Below are 22,542 nucleotides of genomic sequence, written 5' to 3' on the forward strand. Positions count from 1 at the left end.
ATAGCTGATAGCTGATAGCTGATAGCTGATAGCTGATAGCTGATAGCCCATAAATTACGTTATGTTAAATTGCGTTAAGTAAATTAAAGTGGGCGTAATCATACAAACTAGCCCACTTTTAGAAGGGTTTTAAATGTTTAGTTTAGCTCAGAATCTACCCAAAACTTAGTGCCTTTTAATACAGCTTGTAATGCCAGGCCATTTTCGGTTAATGAATAAACAGTTACTTGATCTGCAATGGCTTCTGCCACTATAGCTCCACCTTGATCTTGGTATTTCGCTGCTGCATCGGCATTTCCACCAAAGGCCCAACCATGTTCAACAAAACGGTTTAGTGCAGCTTGATCATGAAAAACCATAACTACATTAAAATCTTTTACACCTAAACCAAGCCCTAAACCGGCTTCACCCATATTCATATAGGTTGATTTACCTGTTAAGTTATTTTTTACTACACCATAACCACCACCAAAGCTGGCAAGCACAACATTTACATTCGCGTTATCGAATACAGCATAACCTGCAGAACCAGCTATTTGCTGTTTTACATCGGGCTTTTCTGTATATAATTTAGCTAACGTATCAGCACGCATATTTTGTACTAAAGTGCGTTTTTCACTTGGTGAAGCGCTACCTGTTGTAGCACACCCAGATAATACTAAAGTTAGAGCAGCTAAACTTAAAACAATAAACTTTTTCATATGCTTTCCTTAAATACCGACAACAGCAAAGAGATAATTAATAATTTAGAACTGTTTAATGTCCAATACTAGACAGTATCGGACTTTAAGATTAAACTGTAACTAATTTATTTTAATAGAAATTAGCTCAATATGCTTGTTGCTTTGGTCGATACATTAAAACAATTACGGTATCAAATTGCTCATCTCGAAGATGATACTTTGCAATCTGAATACCCAGAACTTGCCACCTTTATACAGCAAGTTGGCTTGACTGTCGCTGAATCAAAAGTTGAGTTGGTATTTTTATACCAATTTTTATATGTATATGGCCGTAAATCCGAAGCAACCTATAACCGATTTAGAAATGAACTTGAACGGTTTTATTTATGGTCTTGGCTAATCGCTGAAAAATCAGTTTTCGAATTAAGACGTGAAGATATTGAAAGCTATGTAGATTTTATGGTTGAGCCAGATCCTGCTTGGTCAACTACTTCAGTGCAATGGCGCTATAAAGACGAGCAAGGAATACGCAGGTTAAACGAAAACTGGCGCCCTTTTATGCGTAAAGAATCCATTGCTAGCCAACAAACCTTAGCTGCAATGTTCACCGCCCTGAATGTATTTTATAAATTTGCAATTTTAGAAGAAAAGACATTTGCTAACTTTGTTCCTGTAGTTAAAAAAAATAGCCCTTACTTAGTTGTGCAATCGCAAATTAAAATACCAGATACGCTAAGTGACATTCAATGGGAGTATGTATTCGGTGTTACGCGCGACAAATGTGAACAGCAACCAGACTTTGAAAGAAACCTTTTTACTTTAGCCTGCTTAAAAGGATTATATCTTCGGATTTCAGAATTATCAGAGCGTCCACAATGGTCACCTGTAATGTCACACTTTTGGCAAGATAACGATGGCTTCTGGTTTTTACGAATAATGGGTAAAGGTAATAAATTAAGAGACGTTACACTTAGTGAAGATTTTATTGAATATTTAAAGCGCTATCGACTTTATCGTGGTTTAACTGCCCTTCCCCGCGTTGATGAGTCAGATCCATTGGTGCATAAAATTCGTGGTCAAGGTGGTATGACTGTTAGGCAAATACGTCGGTTAGTTCAACAAAGTTTTGATTTAGCAAAGCAATCTTTATTAGAAGATGGTTTTACTGATGATGCAGAACAATTAGAGTCGGCTACTGCTCACTGGCTACGCCATACTGGTGCTACTCATGATGCTCAAACTCGGCCTTTAAAACATTTATCTGAAGATTTAGGTCATGCAAAAATAGCGACGACTGATCAAATTTATATTCAAACAAATATAAAAGAACGTGCGAAATCTGGTATTAAAAGGAAAATTTGATGGAATACTTTGTATTGGCAAGTGTCGGCTTGGCTTTTTTAGCCTATTCGATTTCTATTAGACAGCTTGAAATTGTCGAAGTAACTGGCCCTATGTTTTTTGTTTTAGTTGGAATGCTGATTGCGTTTTTTATACCTGAAGCTCCAAACGAATCAAAATACTTGAGTGCTGATCTGGATAAGTTATTACCTTTAATAGAATTAACTTTGAGCATTTTTTTATTTACTGATGCAGCAAAAACTAAACTTTCTGTTTTAAAACATAGCTTTCAATACCCTAGCCTATTATTGTTTTTAGCCTTACCTCTGACTTTATTTTCAGGGATTACGGTTGCGAGCTTTATGTTTACAGAGTTAACTTTAGTGCAAGCTGCGTTAGTTGCGATTATTTTAACACCAACAGATGCAGCATTAAGTAAGGGTTTATTAAATAGTAAACAAGTGCCAGAAAAAATACGTGAAGGAATTAATACTGAAAGCGGTTTAAATGATGGTTTGTGTGTTCCTGTATTTTTACTTTTAATGCTATTAGCACAAGAACCTGAAAAATCATTTTCAATTTTATCAGTCGCAGAGATATTTGTTCGGGAACTTGGCCTTGCACTGTTTATTGCGATCACAGCCATGACTGTGTTTATTCCACTAATTAAGTTTGCAATGCAACGCCATTATTTTTCAAATAACACCAGTCCATTTTTAGTTATTGGTATGGCGGTGGCAATTTTTTCAATTGCTCAAAGTGTTCACAGTAGTGGCTTTATAGCTGTATTTGTTGCTGGTTTAATTTTTGACAGGTTCACAGAACAAACTTTGAGAGAAAAGCTTGTTGAAGACAGTGAACACATAGCAGATTTTACAGGTTTACTAATTTGGTGTTTATTTGGTTTTGTTTGTAGTTATTTAGTTTTCCCAAAACTGAATTGGCAGATAGCTTTGTTTGCAATATTAAGTGTTACTGCTTTGCGCATTATACCTGTGATGATTAGTTTGCAATTTACAAATTTAAAAATTAAAGAGCGTTTTACCTTCGCTTGGTTTGGCCCGAGAGGTTTAGCATCAATCGTATTTACTATGATGATAATAGACACGCAAATTGAAAATAAATTACAGATTGCGACTATCGCTATGACAACAATTTTATTTAGTGTATTTATTCATGGCATGAGTACCAAGCCAATTGCTGACAGTTATAAAAAATAAATTTTAATTAAAAAGCGGTAAGTAAAGTCTTACCGCTTTTAAAATTATTTATAGTATTTGAGCGAGTAACTCAATGGGATGTTTTGGTTTGAACTTTTCATAACGCTTAACCTGGCTCCGGCACGAAAAACCAGTTGCAAGTAATTGTTCAGGTTCGTTCTTTTTGATAACACTCTGCCAACTCATTTCATAAAGTGCCCGTGAGTTATTTTGGTTTTGTGCTTCGTGACCATAGGTACCTGCCATACCACAACATCCTGTTGCAGTTGTATTTAATGACAAACGTAAATCAGAAAATATATTTTGCCAAACATTAGCCGCTTTTGGCATGGAAGTTGTTTCTGTGCAATGATTTAATAACGTAAACTGTGTGTCGTTTGTGATTTTGTTTGCCAATGGTTTAAATGACTGAGTTGCTAACCATTCATGAGCAAGCAAAACTTCAAAGTCACCACGTAGTTCACCTAATATAGAATTATATTCATCGCGATAGCACATAACTAAAGATGCATCTAAACCAACAAGTGGAGCGTTAATTTCAGATAATGAATTTAAAAATTGTGCAGCATTTTTTGCAGTGCGTTTAAATTCATTTAAAAAACCTTTAACGTGCTGTGGTTTACCATTTGGTTTAAACGGTAATAAAATTGGTTTTTTGCCAAGCGCTATGATCACCTTAATAAAGCTCTCTACTAATTCTGCTTCATAAAAACTGGTAAATGGATCTTGAACAATTAATACATATTCATTTTGTTCTGCACTAGAAAGTGCTGATAGTTTTTCAAAATTAAAATTATGCGCTTTACCTATACGTTTTGTTAAACGTGGCGAGCTTAGTGTTGGAGTATCTACATAGCCAACCGTTTTTTTTATTAAAGACGAAACCAATTTTGTATTTACAATTGGGTTTATAACTTTTGAAAATGATGCCATCACCGGAGCACTGTTTTCAATGTTGGCTACAAGGTAATCTTTAAGTGGCCTTGCATAATAACTATGATAATAATTTAAAAACCGTGACCTAAATGTTGGCACATCAACTTTTATTGGGCACGCGGTAGTACATGCTTTACAAGCTAAACACTCATCCATTGATTCTTTTACTTCGTGAGAAAAATCATAAACGCCTTTATTTTTATCGCGGTTATGTTGATAGCGTTCCCACCAAGTGATCACTTCACCTTGATTAAGTTGCTTTTCTACTTCGAGTAAATCAATGTCTTTAGATTCTTGTAAACGTAACCACTCGCGCATTAAACTTGCACGCCCTTTAGGCGAATTGCGACGGTCTCCAGTTACTTTGTACGATGGGCACATCGGTGATTTTTCATCGTAATTAAAGCAAATGCCATTACCGTTGCAGGTCATAGCATTGTTAAAACTGGTTTTTACATCAACAGATATTTGCTTATCGAACCACGAACGCTTTTGTCCATCAACACTCACAAGTGAGTCTTCACTTTCAATAGGAGTACATATTTTACCGGGGTTTATCCGATTATGCGGATCAAAAGCAGCTTTTATGATGCGTAATTGTTTAAACAGGTGATCACCAAAAAATTCAGGACCATATTCACTGCGGTAGCCTTTGCCGTGCTCGCCCCACATTAGTCCGCCATATTTTGCAGTGAGTTTTACTACATCATCAGATATTACACGTAATAACTGTTCTTGTTTTGGGTCACACATATCTAGCGCTGGACGTACATGCAATACCCCCGCGTCCACATGGCCAAACATACCATATTGTAAGTTATGGCTATCGAGCAACGCTCTAAATTCGACGATAAAATCAGCTAAATTTTCAGGTGGGACAGCAGTATCTTCTGCAAAGGCCAATGGTTTTTGTGAGCCTTTAACATTGCCAAGTAAGCCGACTGATTTTTTTCGCATACCGTAAATTTTTAGAATGTCGGTCTTATCACTGGTTAGTTGATATCCAATAACACCATTAGTTTGATTTTTGACACATTCATCTAGTAAACGGCACAAGGTGTCTACTTTATCTTTGATACCTTCAGGCGAGACTGCATTAAACTCAACCATGTTGAGCCCTTGCATATCTTTATTTTCAACATCTGTTATTAAGTCCGATACTGAATGCCATACAATATCTTGTCGTGCTAAGTTCAGAACTTTACTATCGACCGTTTCTACTGATGTGGCACGGGCTTCGACTAAAAAAGGAGAATGGCGTAGCGCAGAATCAAAACTATCATATTTAATATTTATTAGGGTTTTGAATTCGGCGATCGATGTGATGTTAAGTTTTGCTTCAGTAACAATACCGAGTGACCCTTCAGAACCGGTGATCAAACGACTCATATCAAAAGTTTGTAAGTCATCACTTAGCACATGCTCTAGGTCATACCCGGTTAAAAACCTATTTAAACGAGGAAATTTTTGTAATATAGAATCACGGTTATCCAAACAAACATTTAATACAGTGGCGTATAAATTACCAATGACGGTGTCTTGCTCAGCAATTAATTTTGCTTTATCAATGGCGATTGGGTTTGTAGTCATTTGTGTGCCATCGACCAAAAAGGTGGTTAAGCCTAAAACATGGTCACTTGTTTTACCATAAACGAGAGAACCTTGGCCTGACGCGTCAGTATTAACCATGCCACCTATTGTTGCGCGATTACTGGTCGATAAATCTGGGGCAAAGAAAAAACCATATGGGCGTAAAAAGTCATTAAGTTGATCTTTTATTACACCGGTTTGCACACGAACCCAGCCTTCATCTGTATTTATTTCTAAAATCTCACGCATGTAACGGGACAAATCAACAACAATACCGGGAGTTAAAGATTGACCATTAGTTCCTGTTCCTCCACCGCGTGGGCCGAAGGTTAATGACAGGAATGGATCTTGTGCAGCAGTTTGGAGGGCTATTTGAATATCTTTTTCAGATTTAGGAAAAATAACTCCCTGTGGAATTTGTTGATAGATACTGTTGTCGGTTGATGCAGTAAGGCGTGTACCATAAGTTGCATCCGTATCTCCGGAAAATCCCTTGTTAGTGATTGTTTCTAAATAACTTACTACTAATTCGCTGGCGCTATCTTGTTGACTTATTGTTGCTATCATGACGGTGATAAATTAAGACATTTGTTACATTATACCATGCAAATAGAGATAGAAAATTGATGTTTTTACAGTTTGTAACACTCTTTTTATCGTATTTAGCCGTGTATTAATTATACTCAATTTAGTGAATTGAATGACGAGTTATAAATATGAAAAAATGTTTGTTAATTTTACTTGGTAGCTTTTTCATGCTGCTAGGATTGTTTTTTGCGGTTGTGCCTGGTCCATCATTAATATTTTTTATTACGGGCTTAATGTGCTTTTCGTTTTACTACCCTAAAGCACGGCATTACCTAAGTTTATGCCAGAAAGCGTTAACAAAATCATGCGCATTTTTAGACAAAAAATTAGCTCGCTAATTTAATAAAAATAATTGAGTAAACAAAAATGCCAGCAATATAGCTGGCATTTTTTATCAATATAATGGATTAACTTGCTAGTTTTTTAGCAAGGTATAACCATGTTTCAAGCACTGTATCTGGGTTAAGAGAAACAGAATCTATACCCTGCTCTACTAACCATGCAGCAAAGTCTTCATGGTCAGATGGGCCTTGGCCACAAATACCCACGTATTTACCTTTTGCTTTGGCAGTTTGAATAGCCATAGATAAAAGCTTTTTAATAGCTGGATTACGCTCATCGAAAAGGTGTGCTATTAAGCCTGAATCTCGGTCTAGTCCAAGCGTTAACTGGGTTAAATCGTTAGAACCGATAGAAAAACCATCAAAGTGTTCTAAAAATTCTTCAGCTAAAAGTGCATTAGAAGGAAGTTCACACATCATGATTACTTTTAAGCCATTTTCGCCACGTTTAAGGCCATGCTCTTCAAGTAATTCAATTACACGTTTACCTTCTTCAAGAGTACGTACGAATGGGATCATGATTTCTATGTTTGTCATGTCCATTTGATTGCGAACACGTTTTATTGCTTCACATTCAAGAGCAAAACAGTCGCGGAAATCTTCCGAGATATAACGCGCAGCACCACGAAAACCAATCATTGGGTTTTCTTCTTCTGGCTCGTATTGTTGTCCGCCAACTAAGTTTGCGTATTCGTTTGATTTAAAATCAGACATTCGAACAATTACACGCTCTGGTGCAAAAGCACAACCTAGTGTTGAAATACCTTCAACAAGTTTAGAAATATAAAACTCTACTGGCGAATCATAGCCGGCAATCATGTCGGTAATTTCTTCTTTTAATGCATCAGTTTGAGCATCAAAATTAAGCAGTGCCTTAGGGTGAACGCCAATCATACGATTAATGATAAACTCAACACGGGCTAAACCAACACCAGCGTGCGGTAAGCGTGCAAAGTCAAATGCGCGATCTGGGTTACCAACATTCATCATAATTTTCATCGGTAATTCTGGCATTTTATCTACACGTGAAGTGAGGACTTCAAAATCTAAAATACCTTCGTAGATGAAACCGGTATCACCTTCAGCACAAGAAACAGTGACTTCTTGCCCAGCTGTGATTAGGTCGGTAGCATTACCACACCCCACTACTGCTGGAATACCAAGTTCACGTGCAATAATTGCAGCATGACATGTACGACCACCACGATTTGTAACAATCGCTGCAGCACGCTTCATGATTGGTTCCCAATCTGGATCTGTCATATCAGTGACTAAGATATCGCCTACTTGTACCTGATCCATTTCATCGATTGAATTCAATACACGAACGGTTCCTGAACCAATCTTATGGCCTATGGCGCGCCCTTCAACAACAACATTGCTGCTGCCGTTTAATTGGAAGCGCTCCATTACGTTTGTGTCTTCGTTTGAACGAACTGTTTCTGGACGAGCTTGAACGATATATAGTTTACCGTCGTTACCGTCTTTGGCCCACTCGATATCCATCGCGCGGCCGTAATGTTTTTCAATGATCACAGCTTGCTTAGCAAGTTCTTCTACTTCAGCATCTGTGATTGAGAATTTGTTAGAAAGTACGTTATCAACATCTACAATTTCAACTTGCTTGCCATGAGCTTCATCATCTGAATAAATCATTTGAATAGCTTTAGAACCGATATTACGGCGTACAACTGAAGGCTTACCTTTAGCAAGAGTTGGTTTGTGTACATAAAATTCGTCAGGGTTAACTGCACCCTGTACAACCATTTCACCTAAACCATAGCTTGATGTTACAAAAACAACATCTTCAAAACCAGATTCAGTATCAATACTGAACATTACACCTGATGCTGATTTATCTGAACGAACCATGCGCTGGATACCCGCAGATAAAGCAACGCCACGATGATCATATCCTTGGTGTACACGGTATGAAATTGCACGATCATTAAATAAAGAAGCGAATACATGTTTAATGGCGACCATTACGGAGTCTATACCACGAACATTTAAGAAGGTTTCTTGCTGACCTGCAAATGATGCATCAGGCATATCTTCGGCAGTTGCAGATGAACGAACTGCGAATGAAACATCAGCTGCTGTATCGCCGTGGAGTTGGCTATAAGCTTCGCGGATTGCTTGGTCTAAATTAGGTTGGAATGGTGTGTCGATAATCCATTGGCGGATATCTGCACCTACTTTAGCTAGGGTGTTTACATCATCAACATCAAGTGTGTCTAAGATGTCATGGATTTTTGCATTGAGTCCTGATTGTTCTAAAAACTCATTAAAAGCGTCTGCAGTTGTTGCAAAACCACCAGGGACTTGCACACCAGCGTTAGCTAGGTTTGAAATCATTTCACCGAGTGAGGCATTTTTACCACCAACACGTGGAACATCTTGCATACCAAGCTCTTGATACCAGAGAACGTATTCTTGCACGGGATCTTTCTCCAAAAAAACAAATTGTAGTATTAACTGTGAGAGTTAAGAAAGAAAACCTTCTAAAAAGGTCACCTTCATTCTACACTGGCAACAGTCCTTACGTAAACCGTATAGGGGCTCAATTTACTACAATAGGTAATAAAAAGGTTAATATGAGAACTGCATTTTATATTTCTGATGGCACAGCCATTACTTCAGAGGTATTTGGCCATGCGACACTGTCGCTATTTCCGGTCGAATTTAATCATAAAACAATCCCGTTCGTAGAAACAGAACAAAAAGCGAACGAAGTTAGACAGTTAATAGATAAAACAGCTCAACGAGATGGCGAGCAGCCTTTTGTGTTTTATACTTTTGTAAATCATGAATTGAGTGAAATTATTAGTTCTTCGTGCGCTGTTTGTTATGATTTTTTATCAACTTACAGTGATAAAATAGGTAAAGAGTTAAATGTTGCGCCAGTCCCAAAAGTCCACCGAACACATTCAATGCATGAAAAAAGCTATGATTTCAGGATTGATGCAGTAAATTATGCATTAACAAATGATGATGGTGCCAATATAAAAAATTATGCTGAGGCAGATATTATATTAGTTGGTGTTAGTCGAAGTGGTAAAACGCCGACTAGTTTATATCTTGCTTTGCAATTCGGTATTAAAGCAGCAAATTACCCTTTAACGGAAGACGATTTAGAAACAGGCAAATTACCCGAATGTTTAACCGCTTATAAGCATAAACTATTTGGTTTAACAATTGACCCTGTTCGACTCGCCGATATAAGACAAAGGCGAATGGCTAATTCGAAATACGCTTCGTTAAAACAATGTAGAATTGAAGTACGTGAAGTTGAGATGCTGTATAAAAAACATAAACTGGCTTATTTAAACTCTACCCACCACTCTGTAGAAGAAATTTCAGCTAAGATTATATCTGATACGAATCTTGAGCGACGTAAGTACTAACTTATTTAATTTCAAGTGCAGATATCGGACATAAAAAAAGCCACTTCAAAGTGGCTTTTTACTTTTGAAAAATATTATTTACGTGCGTCTTTTAGTAAGTCAGCTACTAAAAAGCCAAGCTCTAAAACTTGATCTGCGTTCAAACGTGGGTCACATTGAGTACGATAGCGTTGTGCTAAGTCATCATCAGATAGACCATAAGCACCACCGGTACATTCAGTTACGTGTTGACCTGTCATCTCTAGGTGAACACCGCCTGCATATGAACCTTCAGCTTTATGAACAGCAAAGAACTGACTGATCTCACGCAGGATATTATCAAAACTACGGGTTTTATAACCAGATGTCGCTTTTTCAGTATTGCCGTGCATTGGATCTGAGCTCCAAATTACTTTGCGACCTTCCTGTTGTACTTTACGTACAAGCGCTGGTAGTTTTTCTGGCAGTACGTCTGCACCCATACGCGTTATAAGTGTAAGGCGACCTGGAATATTATCTGGGTTTACTGCATCAATTAAACGGATAAGTTCATCTGGGTCCATACCTGGGCCAACTTTGACGCCAATTGGGTTTTTAATCCCTTTGAAGAACTCAATATGTGCGTGGTCAAGCTGACGAGTACGTTCACCAATCCAAACAAAGTGAGCAGAACAATCATACCAGTCACCTGATAGATGATCACGACGTGTAAGTGCTTCTTCATAACCTAGCAATAATGCTTCATGAGACGTATATAAGTCTGTTTCTTTTAAGCTTGGGGCGATTGATGAGTTAATACCACATACTTCCATGAACTCTAATGCATCTTGTATTTTATCAGCAAGCTGTTGGTATTTAGCTTTTAATGGATTTGCTGCAACAAAGCCCATGTTCCAACGGTTAACTTGATGTAGATCAGCTAGGCCACCTTGAGCAAACGCACGAAGTAAGTTAAGGGTTGCAGCACTGTGATGATAAGCCGTCATTAGACGTTGAGGATCTGGAATACGTGCTTGTTCAGTAAACTCGAAGTTATTAATGATATCACCACGGTACGATGGTAATGATATGCCATTAATTGTTTCCATATCGGCTGAACGCGGCTTCGCGTATTGACCCGCCATACGCGCAATTTTAACTACCGGACATTTCCCACCATACGTGAGAACAACTGCCATCTGTAAAATTGTTTTAAATGTGTCACGAATATTGGCTGCATTAAAATCACTAAAAGATTCTGCGCAATCACCACCTTGAAGTAAAAAGGCACGACCTTCACACACATCTTCTAGTTGTTTAAAAAGGCTACGTGTTTCTTCAGCAAATACTAAAGGTGGTGCACTTTTTAACTGCCCTTCAACTGTTTTAAGGGCTTCTTGATCTGGGTACTGTGGCTGCTGAAGTATAGGGAGTTCTCTCCAGCTATTTGGGTTCCACGACTGCATAAAATTTCCTCATTCCTACTATTACCTGATAAACAGAAATTAACGTATGCAGCCCCCCTGTTCAAGGACTATATTCGCGTATTATCAATTATTTAGTTATGAGATAAATTAAAAGGTAGTTTTAAACTCTTCTGACATCGTCAATTGGGTTTAATTAGTGATTTTGATTAAGTTAAGGCTATGATATTAAACCCTTAAATTTATACTTGTAGTGCACATATGTTTCTACGGAGATGAGTTTTATTTTAACGCCCATAAAGAACACATCATACTTATACCGTGGTTGAGTGTAACCTTAACTGTACAGTTGGATTTAAATTAATTTATTAAGAAATGGAATGCGTATGATTTTTGTGGTAATGGGCTGGTTATTCGAAACGCATATAGACAAATAACGAGTGAAAAAAAGGTCTTTCAGTCGAAGTCTACGAGTTCATTTATATATGTAACACACGAGTTAATTTGAACTGCAGACTTAGGCTGCACTAAAATTGCTTATTAATTTTAAATTGTGTGACATCTAACTCATGTCACAAAGTAACACCTATCAACACATCTTTTAGTTGAATAAATATAGTTTCAACATTAGAGTTGCTCTAGCGTAACCTTAAAGGTTATTGGATCTCAAGAAAACTTAAAGTTGCACTCTGTTAATGATCAAATAGTTGCGCCAATAAAACATGACCAAAACAAAACTCACGTGCAGATTAACCAAATTACAAATTCGACACCATTGTCTCGCTATCGTTTCTCTATTAAAGCTGTATTAAAAATCTTCACTTACCCACAGCTATACATGATGAATTCTCGATGGCTTTTATAGGTCGCTTTACTGCTATTAGTTCTGCTGCTATCGAGTTGCATGTTACCTTGACCTATTTAACAAACAACCTTGTTAAATAGACGTCAACTTTGATGTTGAAACTGAGCTACTCTTTTTACCTGACAGACATACGTTTAAAGATACGTTCTTCCTTACTGACACAGAGTACTTTGAACAAGTATCTCAAGATGGCGGCTACTTTTTGTCAGAGAAAATAAAAACATCAAGCAATCGTTTCATCTGTTTATTCCGAGGGTATAGAGCCCAAAGAAATTAAACTCAATACGTTTCTTTATAAATTCGTAAGCCAGCGAGTTAAATTAACAGTACGCTTGAAGAAGACTAGACCAGAGATACAGACTTATCTATTTACCAGATTTTCTTTTACTAATTTAAAAGAAACACATTTAACTTTTATGAGTTACTCCATATATACGCGTTAGTTGGCAAGTTCAGTTATTTTTCAACAAGCTAAAGTCATGGAACAACTTATCACACGAGATCCTCATATCCCCAAATTATTGGTTTGGTAGAGCATATTGCAAACACTGAACAAGCGTCATATCTTCCAAAGTGCAGTAATGATGTTTAAGTGTCTGATTTCGATATTAAGAGCGAGTAAGTCCAGTTGTCTATAGTCACCGTATACTTAAGTTGCTAGCGGTAATCCATCGAAAAAGAGAGTAATATTTACCATTTTAAATAGGCTGTTACACGAACAATATTCCTTAATAAAAATGTTGATGTAAAACATTCCACCTTAATCCCATAAGCTCTACTATATGACCATACACAACTATAACCAAGAGAAAGAACACATCATACTTACAACTAATATGTATATAAACTTAGCATTAGAGTAAACTAAACATAGAATAACCAAGGAATAGACAAGAAACTAATAAATGGTAAACTATAGATATCTATTTAGTATGATGTGTTCTTATGGTTACTAAAATACAAATTCGAAGTCAGTTTGATTTATTAAATGACCTTACTAATTTATTTATAGAAGATTTAAAAAAGTGTGAGTATTCCAAAGCTGAGTTTTATCAGTTACCGGAAATAGAAAGTCATGATGAAAAGATAGTTCCTCATACTATACAAGTAACAAAGCAATCAGGTGAAATTGCACACAGGTCAATTTTAAACTCCTTTTCTGATGTATATAAAAAGTCAGGTTTTAGTTCCCGTGTTCTCAAACGTCACCCAGGATTATTAGTATTGAAAAATGCCAATAAAGAAGACCTTGTTGCACGTATCCAACAGTTAAATAAAGCTAAGGCGGCTTTTAAGGAATGTATATTATCGATCGATAATAATGATGCTCGATTTGAAGCAGTGCATAATGCCATTCCAAATTTAATTACACTTGCAGCATATAGAAAGGTTCACTTTGAACACGAGTCCCCTTTTTCGGTTCGTTTTACTTGGATGCACAAGCATGCGACTAAAACATTAACAAAAAAAATGGCTTTAGCAATGCTCGAAAAGTCAGCCGGTTATTCGAACCCTCGGATGATCGATCAACATAGTTGGCAAGCGCTTGTTGCTCAAGAACAAGTCCGAGTTGCAAGTTTGGGTGATAAAGAAAAACTAAGAATCCGTAGGCCAACAAGAGTAAGTCCACAGGTAAATGTGAGATACACAGCGCAGAATAGATATCATGTCAGTGCAGCATTACCCTTTATTTTAATAAATCCAGAACCAGATGTTAAACTCGGCACTCTCCCAAATTATATAAAACCCGAAAATCACCCAAGAAAAAAAGAGTATGATTTTTTAGTTGATAGACTTTACTTGGAGCAAGTACCTGATTGATTAAAAGCTATTTAACGCTTATTTCATTATGTTAAATAGCGTTTTTTAGTGCTCTTTTGCTGTTACTGCTACAAGCAATAAAGCTAATTAGCTTTATTAATACAAAAAAGCCTTTAGTAAAAACTAAAGGCTTTAAAAATTAATTATCTTCGACTATTTCTTCAATTTTATCTTCATCGATCAAAACTGCATTTTCTACAATTCGTTTACCGCCTTGTATCTCAATACGTTTATTTTGTTTATTAAGAGTAAGAATTTCATCGCAGAATTGATCAGAAGGGTGCATCTCATAAGTATAATCAATAATGTTCCCCGTTTTATCATCTTTAACATTAGTAATACTGTATTCTGAAATCGCACCTTTCTCGATTAAATCTTTCATCGTGGTCGTCATATCGCGACGTAACGCTTTTAATTTATTTTCAGTAATATCATCCGTTGAATAAATCGAACCGTATTTTTCCATAATTGATAATAGTCTAAAATGATATGTCTTGCCTGGGGCAGCATAACGCCAGAGGTGGTATAAACGCAGCATCATCCAACGTGACAACCCACGCTTTAATTCTTGAGCACTATTAAAATAGTAACCTTTATATTCTAAGTTATCTATCATGTTATGAACAAATGCATTAAGGCAAGCAACACATTTGACATTACCGCCCTGCCCTTTCTTACCACTAAAGTGCAATGATGATAAAAAATTCATATTCGACTCGTAAAACGAATCATCAATATCTGTATTTTTTGTATCTGTCGCTGAATATTTAAAGGATAGTTTAGAGCCTTGTAAAGCTTCTAATGCTTCTTTAATTTGAGGATACGGCATTGATTGGCCAACAGCTTTTAATTCTTGCGCTAATTCGTTCATCGAAAAAACCACAGCATATTGAATACCGGACTTAAAATTTATTTTAACGATTTTTCCTTTTGAAGCTAACCGGATAAGTGCTCGTTCAACTTTTTCTTCACGATCAGATGGCCAAACTAAAAACTCAACATCTTCACCATCTTTTCGAGAGCTCACAACAGCCGGTGTTATTTTTATTTCACCATCATATAAAATACCATCGACTTTTTCAGAAATTTTACGCGTAATAATTGTTTTCTTAGGGGCTTCTTCTAGAGGTAACTTTTTATGACCAGAACGAACAAAACGTCCCCATAAATCATAATGGTTAAATGTATTCGAATACGCTCGCAATCCATGTGCTGCATTCTCAATTGAAATGCGGACATCTTTATTATCAGTAAATAAAGCTAAGCTTTCATTATCGATTGCACTTTCCACCCCGTGGATTTGACCCCGTAAAGTATCGGGCAAGTTATCTACCGAGATGTTAACCTTTCGGCTCATTGTTCTTATTTCCAAATTTTATTGCGACAGCTAATAACAACACATATCACGGGAAAAGTTAAATGTTTAAGTTAGTATAAATTTGATCCAAGTTTAAAATATATATTCAGATCACTATTTAACTAACTATAAGTGTGAATCACTTTATAGAGATCAGTTTTTTACTAAGTTGATAGCTTCAAACCGAGATTTTACTAACTCAGTTGTATTTTTGTCCAGCAAAAGCGTTTTTTTTATCAAAAGTACACGACAATTATAGCTGATTTTTATTCTGCCTGTGTATAAATATGATTTGAGTTAGGATAGATCTGATCTGTACTTGCTACAGATCAGATCTATACTAATTAAATACCCTATTCTAACAATTCAGCAGTGCATAACTTGTTATTTTACTTAGTAAAAAACTGATCTACGAACCACTTTGTGTGACTAACTCTGTGTTTAAGTTGTGCATAAAGTAAGTGATGAATTATTAGTTAGTAATATTGTGATCTGTTAGTTACTAAAGATCTGATCTTAACTAAGTATAAACCTGATCTAATTTTTTCGCTATTATTTATAAAAATCATACTGTTAGGTAATATATTTTAACTCTTATCCTTAATTACCTTATACTTTAACCACTTTTAAACTTCTTTATTTATACTAAGCAATCTTAAATTTCCAAATTAAGTTTTTAATGTCTTCTATTTAAATCACATGTCGCCATAAATACTTGTTTACAGCAATTTGAATGGACATTATACTTAAAACCTAACTTTGAGGAATAAAGCATGTCAATTCATAATAATGCCTTAGCCACTTATCGGCTTTTAAAAGCAACAGCAGAAGTTGCAGAAAAATCTTTAGAAGGACGTATCCAGCATTATCGTGCTCATTTAAAATCAGAAGAAAAAGAGTTACGTACTTATACTCAAAAAGCAGCCGCTGATCTTTTAGGTTGTAATAACAGGACATTGAAGCGTCGTCATGATAATGGTGATTTTGATGAATTGAACATCAAACGTGGTGCTAACGGTCATTATGCTTACACTTTAGTAAATATCTTTGCTATGGCAGATATCATGGATATTCAACCTGATCACCGTAATGCCGATGATAAATTACAAGTTATTGTTATAAACTCTCTCAAAGGTGGTTGTGGTAAAACAACAAGCATGGTTAATATTGCAGCTGCTTTAGCTACTACTAATATTAAACGGTATCGCATTGGTATCATTGATTTAGATCCGCAAGGTTCCTCTTCTAGTTTTTTTCCTCCAAGCGAACCAGATCCAATCACGGTTGGTGATTTAATGCGTGACTGCATTGAGCTAGATGAAGGTGAAACATGGCCACAACTGGTTTCTAATTCTTTTTTACCTACTCACATTCCAAACATTAGAATGCTACCCTCTGGCATGGATGACTTTTATTTTGAGCATGAAACGGCAACATTATTAAAAGACAGCTCCAGTTATGATAAAACTCGCCATTATCATAAATTACTAGAAAAAGTGATTGAACCAGTAAAAGATCAATTTGATATCATTCTAATTGATACTGCACCATCACTTAATTTCATGTTTTACAATGCTTTAATGTCATCTACAGCCATGTTAATACCAGTTCATCCAGAGGCTGTTGATTTCGATGCTAATAATAAATATCTAAAACGCTTAGGTGAAATTTATCACACTGTTGCATCATTAGGTCATGAAGGTTGGGACTTTATGCAATTCTTAGTGACTAATTACGTAAAAGGTAATCATTCACAGCGCGATATTGTAAAAGATGTGCGTAGTGCTTTTGGTCGTCAAGTAATGAGTTATCCAATTAATCATAGTTCTGCAATTACAGCTAGTTCATCATCTTTTAATACCATCTTTGATCAAAAAGCTTCAGATAGCCTCGCAAGCCGAGAATCCCTACTTCGCGCTCAAGAAAATATCAAAGATGTTGTAGATGAGTTAGAAATGTTGATCCGTTCTAATTGGAAATCTACTGAATCACAATTAAAAAATCCTAAGTAAGGTAGTTAATAAAAATGGCTAAAAAACGTAAAAATGACACCAGCTTGGATCCCTTTGCTACCTCAATTGGTAACAGTAATCTTGATGAGTTATTAGAGCAAGCAAGTGCAGGCGATGTTATAAAAATGCCTGCACCAAGTGATCCTTCACGGTTGATTACATTAATTTGTAAAGTAATCCCCCACGATGAAATCAAAAAAACAACTAAAGTTTATGGTAAAAATCGTCGTGTCCAAGCGCTATTAAACGAAAAGTCAGTCGCTGATATACTCCCTGCAATTGCACAAGATGGGCGTAACCAACATCCTGCATTATGTTGGGATAAAGGTGATGAAACTCTTGTATTAGCAGGTTCACGCCGCCGTATGGCTTGTATCCTAAGTAATGCTGATTATATGGTACTTAGCTCTGCTGATTTTACTGATTTGGATGCTAGAATTTTAGCTGTTTCTTCGGATCAATATATTGCACCGAGTCTCTGGGAATTAGGCCAAGCGTATCAATTAACGAAAGATGAGTTGATTGAGCAAGGTAAAAAGGGCTCATATCGCGAAATAGCAGCCATCGAAGGTGTATCTCATACTGCCGTTGCTGATGCAATCAAAGCTTTCGAAAAGCTCCCTGAGAGCGTTCTATCACTCTATCCTACTGCTAATCATGTTGGCCGTGAGGTTGCAAAAAAACTCATTGCAGCAAAGGAGCGTGATGAGAATACATTTAATACCTTAGTGATAGAGTTATCCAATGATACAAATCTGACTCAAATAGAGGGAGATGATAAACGCGCACTGGCTATAACTAAATTACTAACTGCAGAGCCTCATGCTGAGCAACGTAAAGAAGCCCTTCTTGAAAATGATTTTATCACTGTTCAACGCAACCTAAAAAGTGGGGATCTATCTATAAAAATAGATAATAAAGTTATGACAGACAGACGTTTAGAACAGCTAACTAAACTTCTTAAAGCATTTAATTAGTTAATAAAATACTGATCTGAGATCATGCTTTTGTTAGTAAAAATATGATCTCAATACTTAATCTAGTTGGTAAAATAATGATCTCTTCTACTACCAAGCAGCTATTTAAACCTCTTAGATCATTATTTTACTAACAAAATACACGCTATTACCATTTTAATCGTATTTTCCTCTCGTACTTAGTAAAAATTTGATCTGTACAGCCTCCTTTTTGTTATTAACTTGTATATAACTTGTGTGTTTCTTGTCTGTTATTTTTAATGTTTCCATTATTTTGCCATAAACCGATTTTTTACTAACTTATCTACTCCAACCAGTTTGAATTAGTACTTTAATGCTTTTTCTCCACTGCGATAAATCATATACTGGGAGAATTACTTTTTATTTACACTGCCCTAGGCGCTATGTCTGCTAATTTATCAAAATCTGACCTACTTGCTATTTTTGAAGAGATCAAACAAGAGCAAGCAACTTTGTTTCCTCTTTCAGAACGGTTTATTAAGCAACTATTTAAACCGCAGGTTCTTGCACAAGCAAAAGAGTATTTGGCAAATGGTCAAATCAATTGGTTAGAGCATAATAACGATTTTTCAGTTATTGATTCCTCTATGTTCGGAAACAAAGGAAGTACCTTTACCCAACATATTGAAATTAATAAGTTAGCGAATGGCTTTTCAGTTGACTGTCATTGTTCATGTAATGCAAAAACTAATTGTCGGCATTTAGCCGCTGTACTACTAAAACTTAAAATTGATAATTCTGGTGAATATGGCCAAGATTATATTATGAATGATTGGTTTGATGAGCTTAAAAAAATTAAGCTAACTCAGTCAGACATAGCAAAAAACGTTTTATTATTTGTTCTTGATGTTGATGCGTCTAAAGTTGTGTTAACACCAAAAATAGCCGCTGCTTCTAGTGATCATAATTATACTTTAGGGAGAAATCTAACTGATCAACAACTTAATAGTTTTGTTACTCCCACAGATCTCCTTGAAAGTGATTTTAGACTTTATAGTTGGATCCGCTCACAAAATGCGCTCGGAAGCCTCGAGCTCAAAGGTCAGTGGGGGTTCGCTGCGTTGCAACAACTTATTGCAACCCAAAGATTGTTTTTTGGTCGTACGCGAAACTCAATCAAGCCCGATGCGGCTGTTGATTTAAATTTTGCTTGGTCTGAATCATCAGAACTTATGCAACTGATAGTAAATATTCATAATAAAGATTCATGGCTGCTATTAAAAACGACACCACCTACTTATCTTGATACTGACACATTAAAGATTGGTCGTATTCGCACACCTCTCAGCGGTGAGGAAGTTGCTCATATTCAGTCTATCCCTGCCATACATAAAGATAATTTGGCCCGTGTTTATAAACAATTAACTTCTAATTTTGGTGATGGTGTTATTCCGGATTATCAGCGCTCAGCCCAGAAAAAGCTAAAACGCCATACAGAAACCCAAGCTGTAATTGAAGTTGAAAACAGCAGCAATCAGTTTAACTTGTATCTGCAATTTAATTATCAGGGCAAATGCTACCCCCCCAATTCTGCACCTAGTAATGTTTTAAATACTGCTGTCGAAAACACGGTCGTTACTGAATTAATTAACTTAGGTTTTGAGTACTGTAAAGGGCCTTTACAAAGTAAGTTTATATTTAATAAGCAAAGTCTTATATATCAGCACTGGTTTAAATACGAGGTTATTCCTAGTTTAAAGTTACGAGGGTGGAAGGTAGTTGATCAAAAGCTAGTGATAAAAAAGTCACGTATCCCTGTCTCACTTGATCTTAAACGTGGAAAAGGGCATCAAGTAGTTAGTAAAATTTTGATCTCTAAATCTAAAGCGGCTACTGTCCTTGCGAATGAAAACCCTGATTTTCAATCTTTAAACAGACAAAGTGATCAGTTTTTCTATTTTTCTAGTGGTAAAAGTTTTGCTGTTATAGATAAGAATACGTTTAACACCCTCAAAGACTTCATTAAACGCTTTGAGTTTATTAAAACACGGGATGAACTACTAATACCATTGTCTTTTTTGCCTCAATTAATGGCGTTAGATTGTTTAACCGTAAATTTAGTGGATGATAATTTAGAATCTTATCTTAGTGAACTTGAACACTCAAATAGCATAAAAAACAAGCCTCTCTCAGGCCTCAATGACGGGGTTATATTACGCGACTATCAGCAGCAAGGGGTTGATTGGCTAGAGTTTTTGAAACGGCATAAATTAGGCGGCATTCTTGCTGACGATATGGGGCTTGGCAAAACATTGCAAGTTATTGCTTTCTTAGCTAATTCAAAGAAAAAAGTGCAAGCTGGACCTACACTTATTGTTTGTCCTACAAGTCTAGTAAGTAACTGGCAAAATGAAATCGAAAAATTTACCAGTAGTTTAAAAATTACCACAATCTTTGGTGCTTCACGTATAGAGCAATTACAGCATCTCGCACAGTCAGATTGCATATTAACGACTTACCCTTTATTAAAGAGGGATATAGCGTATTACACCCCATTATATTTTGAAAATATCATTCTTGATGAAGCGCAATACATTAAAAATGACAGTGCTCAAGTTTCTCGTTTAGTAAAGCGATTGAACGCTGATTTTAAATTGTGCTTAAGTGGGACACCTATTGAGAATAATTTATTTGAACTTAAATCGTTACTCGATTTTGCCATGAGTTCTTTACTTGGCTCTGTAAACCATTTTAAGCAGCACTTTCAAGTCCCTATTGAGCGTGATGGCGATAACGATAGAGCTAATGAGTTAAAATCTCTTATAATGCCTTTTATCTTACGCCGAACTAAAGCTGAGGTTGCCCAAGAGTTACCTCTTAAAACTGAGCTAGTAAAAGAGTTTGAGTTTGAAGCACAACAAAAATCAATGTATGAAGGGATCACTAATTCATTAGAAGAGAAAATGATAAACTTATTTGCTGTTCAAGGTGTGCAAAAGAGCAAGCTAGCATTCTTAGAAGCACTATTAAAGCTTAGGCAAGTATGCTGTCATCCCAGACTAGTAGAACCTCAAACGCAAGCTGGTAGTGCTAAGCTGGAATGGCTAAGTAAACATCTGCCAATTATGTTAGCGCAGGGACGTAAGGTCATTATTTTTAGTCAGTTCACATCTGTACTAGATATAGTTGCTGAGCAACTTAACTATTTAGAGATTAAATATAGTTTACTGACTGGTCAAACACGTCACAGAGAAAAAGTTATTGATGAGTTTACACAAGGTAATACATCTGTATTTCTCATCAGCCTGAAAGCAGGCGGTACAGGTCTTAATCTTACTCAAGCCGATACAGTTATACATTTTGATCCCTGGTGGAACCCAGCTGTTGAAAAGCAAGCAACAGATCGAGCATATCGTATTGGTCAAACGAACCCTGTATTTGTTTATAAGTTAATAATGGCTAATTCAATTGAGCAAAAAGTGTTTAGAATGCAGCAAGAAAAGCAAGCATTAGTTGATGCACTATTTACCGATAAATCAATGAGTTTTACTAGTTTTGATGAAAGCCAAATGTTGTCACTAATTAAACAATAAAGTTTTTGTTTATTTTTTTGAACTAAATAAGGATTTGATCGTCTACTATGATGCGTGTGGTTAAATTGCAGTTTACCCATGCATCATGTTGATTTCCCTATTTCGTTACTAATTTAGTAATATTGAGCCAGCTCACTTTGAGCTGGCTTTTTTTATGCCTGGGTAAAATAAGCGCGCTAGTGTGTTAATTTGATCTTGTATCAATTTTTTTTGAACTAACTTAAATTGTGGGCGTCTACTATAATGCGTGTGGTTAAATTGCAGTTTACCCATGCATCATGTTGATTTCCCCGTTTAGTTACTTATTTTAGTAATATTGAGCCAGCTCACTTTGAGCTGGCTTTTTTTATGCCTGGGTAAAATAAGCGCGCTAGTGTGTTAATTTGATCTTGTATCAATTTTTTTTGAACTAACTTAAATTGTGGGCGTCTACTATAATGCGTGTGGTTAAATTGCAGTTTACCCATG

The 22,542-nt window shown here is 36.2% G+C and carries 13 protein-coding genes; 8 read left to right on the plus strand and 5 right to left on the minus strand.

Translation table 11 applies throughout. The features are described from left to right. Positions 1 to 137 precede the first annotated feature (137 nt). Positions 138 to 701 carry a YSC84-related protein gene (locus B5G52_RS20410; protein ID WP_087534466.1) on the minus strand — a complete coding sequence of 188 codons (564 nt, stop codon included), beginning with the start codon at positions 699 to 701 and terminating at the stop codon, positions 138 to 140. Between the two features lie 132 nt (positions 702 to 833). Between B5G52_RS20410 and B5G52_RS20415 the strand changes: the two genes are divergently transcribed. Together B5G52_RS20415 and B5G52_RS20420 are read left to right on the plus strand one after the other, a co-directional pair. Continuing rightward, complete coding sequence (locus tag B5G52_RS20415; protein ID WP_087534467.1) at positions 834 to 2,045, plus strand: tyrosine-type recombinase/integrase; 1,212 nt, start codon at positions 834 to 836, stop codon at positions 2,043 to 2,045. Then, entirely contained in the window at positions 2,045 to 3,244 is a 1,200-nt protein-coding gene (locus B5G52_RS20420; RefSeq protein ID WP_087534468.1) for a sodium:proton antiporter, read from the plus strand. The genes B5G52_RS20415 and B5G52_RS20420 overlap by 1 nt, the downstream gene beginning before the upstream one ends. Positions 3,245 to 3,292: 48 nt before the next feature. Here the strand turns inward: B5G52_RS20420 and B5G52_RS20425 are convergent, their stop codons facing one another. Then, the gene (locus B5G52_RS20425) at positions 3,293 to 6,337 is read right to left on the minus strand and encodes an FAD-binding and (Fe-S)-binding domain-containing protein (protein WP_087534469.1); all 3,045 of its coding nucleotides are present in this window, start codon (positions 6,335 to 6,337) and stop codon (positions 3,293 to 3,295) included. Positions 6,338 to 6,486: 149 nt separating this feature from the next. Here B5G52_RS20425 and B5G52_RS20430 point away from each other — a divergent pair, with 149 nt between their 5' ends. Then, positions 6,487 to 6,696: a PGPGW domain-containing protein gene (locus tag B5G52_RS20430; RefSeq protein ID WP_087534470.1), complete on the plus strand. Its 210-nt coding sequence runs from the start codon at positions 6,487 to 6,489 to the stop codon at positions 6,694 to 6,696. 69 nt (positions 6,697 to 6,765) lie between these two features. Here the strand turns inward: B5G52_RS20430 and ppsA are convergent, their stop codons facing one another. After that, complete coding sequence (gene ppsA, locus B5G52_RS20435; RefSeq protein WP_087534471.1) at positions 6,766 to 9,141, minus strand: phosphoenolpyruvate synthase; 2,376 nt, start codon at positions 9,139 to 9,141, stop codon at positions 6,766 to 6,768. Between the two features lie 155 nt (positions 9,142 to 9,296). On the opposite strand from ppsA, the gene B5G52_RS20440 reads away from it, so the two are divergent. Beyond that, positions 9,297 to 10,106, plus strand: a complete 810-nt coding sequence (locus B5G52_RS20440; RefSeq protein WP_087534472.1) for a pyruvate, water dikinase regulatory protein — start codon at positions 9,297 to 9,299, stop codon at positions 10,104 to 10,106. Between the two features lie 74 nt (positions 10,107 to 10,180). Here B5G52_RS20440 and B5G52_RS20445 read toward each other — a convergent pair whose 3' ends face one another. Beyond that, the gene (locus tag B5G52_RS20445; RefSeq protein ID WP_087534473.1) at positions 10,181 to 11,530 is read right to left on the minus strand and encodes a class II 3-deoxy-7-phosphoheptulonate synthase; all 1,350 of its coding nucleotides are present in this window, start codon (positions 11,528 to 11,530) and stop codon (positions 10,181 to 10,183) included. A gap of 1,768 nt (positions 11,531 to 13,298) precedes the next feature. On the opposite strand from B5G52_RS20445, the gene B5G52_RS20450 reads away from it, so the two are divergent. Further along, positions 13,299 to 14,174: a DNA replication terminus site-binding protein gene (locus B5G52_RS20450; protein WP_087534474.1), complete on the plus strand. Its 876-nt coding sequence runs from the start codon at positions 13,299 to 13,301 to the stop codon at positions 14,172 to 14,174. A 139-nt stretch (positions 14,175 to 14,313) separates the two neighbouring features. On the opposite strand, the gene B5G52_RS20455 is transcribed toward B5G52_RS20450, so the two are convergent. Continuing rightward, positions 14,314 to 15,531 (minus strand): replication protein A, encoded by a 1,218-nt coding sequence (locus B5G52_RS20455; protein ID WP_087534475.1) that lies wholly within the window; start codon positions 15,529 to 15,531, stop codon positions 14,314 to 14,316. A 773-nt stretch (positions 15,532 to 16,304) separates the two neighbouring features. Between B5G52_RS20455 and B5G52_RS20460 the strand changes: the two genes are divergently transcribed. The 3 genes from B5G52_RS20460 (at position 16,305) to B5G52_RS20470 (ending at position 22,074) form a co-directional block, all read left to right on the plus strand. Next, positions 16,305 to 17,543: an AAA family ATPase gene (locus tag B5G52_RS20460; RefSeq protein ID WP_087534476.1), complete on the plus strand. Its 1,239-nt coding sequence runs from the start codon at positions 16,305 to 16,307 to the stop codon at positions 17,541 to 17,543. 14 nt (positions 17,544 to 17,557) lie between these two features. Then, positions 17,558 to 18,520 (plus strand): transcriptional regulator, encoded by a 963-nt coding sequence (locus B5G52_RS20465; RefSeq protein WP_087534477.1) that lies wholly within the window; start codon positions 17,558 to 17,560, stop codon positions 18,518 to 18,520. 404 nt (positions 18,521 to 18,924) lie between these two features. Next, the gene (locus B5G52_RS20470; RefSeq protein WP_087534478.1) at positions 18,925 to 22,074 is read left to right on the plus strand and encodes a DEAD/DEAH box helicase; all 3,150 of its coding nucleotides are present in this window, start codon (positions 18,925 to 18,927) and stop codon (positions 22,072 to 22,074) included. Positions 22,075 to 22,542 lie beyond the last annotated feature (468 nt).

It is taken from the genome of Pseudoalteromonas sp. A601 (assembly GCF_002165575.1).
GTDB lineage: Bacteria > Pseudomonadota > Gammaproteobacteria > Enterobacterales > Alteromonadaceae > Pseudoalteromonas.